This is a genomic window from Oleiphilus sp. HI0066, from assembly GCF_001635725.1.
This window is the reverse complement of the sequence record NZ_LWFH01001515.1, coordinates 1-781: the sequence shown is the minus strand read 5'-3', so window position 1 is coordinate 781 and position 781 is coordinate 1. Positions and strand designations below refer to the sequence as shown.

Here is a 781-nt window from a genome sequence, read left to right as displayed (position 1 = left end):
GAAGATTTAGCGAAGAGCTTGCACGTTGGGTCGAATTTGGTGTGAGCCCCAGAGGCACAATTTCACTCGATCGTTGTGCACGGGCCTACGCATGGATTAAAGGAAAAGACTTCGTCTCACCTCAAGATGTGAGTGCTGTGATCCATGATGTTTATCGCCACAGAATTCTGCTTAGCTTTGATGCCGAGGCAGAAGGCGTATCTATAAATGATGTTATCGACCATTTGTTGTCGTGCGTCCCCGTCGCATAAGCTTTCATCACGATCGTGCGCGTAATATCCGACAAATTGATCAACGCAGGTGTTTATGTCAGCGTTGAATCGCTCGTTAAACTGAGTTCGACAGCGCGTCGTTTGAGTTATTTTCGGGCGCGTGTTGTTAAGCAGCAACAAGCCGGCTCGCATCACTCCCGCTTCAAGGGGCGCGGGATGGAGTTCGCAGAAGTACGTCCCTATCAAGCGGGTGACGATGTGCGAAGCATCGATTGGCGTGTAACTGCGCGCAAACAATCTACGCATACAAAGCTATTCCAAGAAGAGCGAGAGCGTCCTGTTGTGGTTATCTGTGATCAGAGCGCTTCTATGTTTTTTGGTAGCCGCGGCTGTTTAAAATCTGTACTCGCAGCGCGATGTGCAGCACTATTGTCTTGGAGTGCGTATGCGCATAATGATCGCGTAGGCGGAATAATTTTTAACGATCAACAACTACTCACTATCAAACCCGGTCGTAACCGCAAGTCTATTCTTCAGTACATCAACCATGTCGTTGCGTTAAACAACGA

Annotated in this window: 2 protein-coding genes; both read left to right on the top strand. The window is 48.5% G+C overall.

Going from position 1 to position 781, the window contains the following annotated elements; genetic code table 11:
- On the top strand, positions 1-251 hold a 251-nt coding region (locus A3738_RS31450), incomplete at its 5' end, for an AAA family ATPase (protein WP_369819827.1).
- A gap of 15 nt (positions 252-266) precedes the next feature.
- The coding region (locus A3738_RS23600) for a DUF58 domain-containing protein (protein WP_197473989.1) at positions 267-781 on the top strand (515 nt) is incomplete at its 3' end.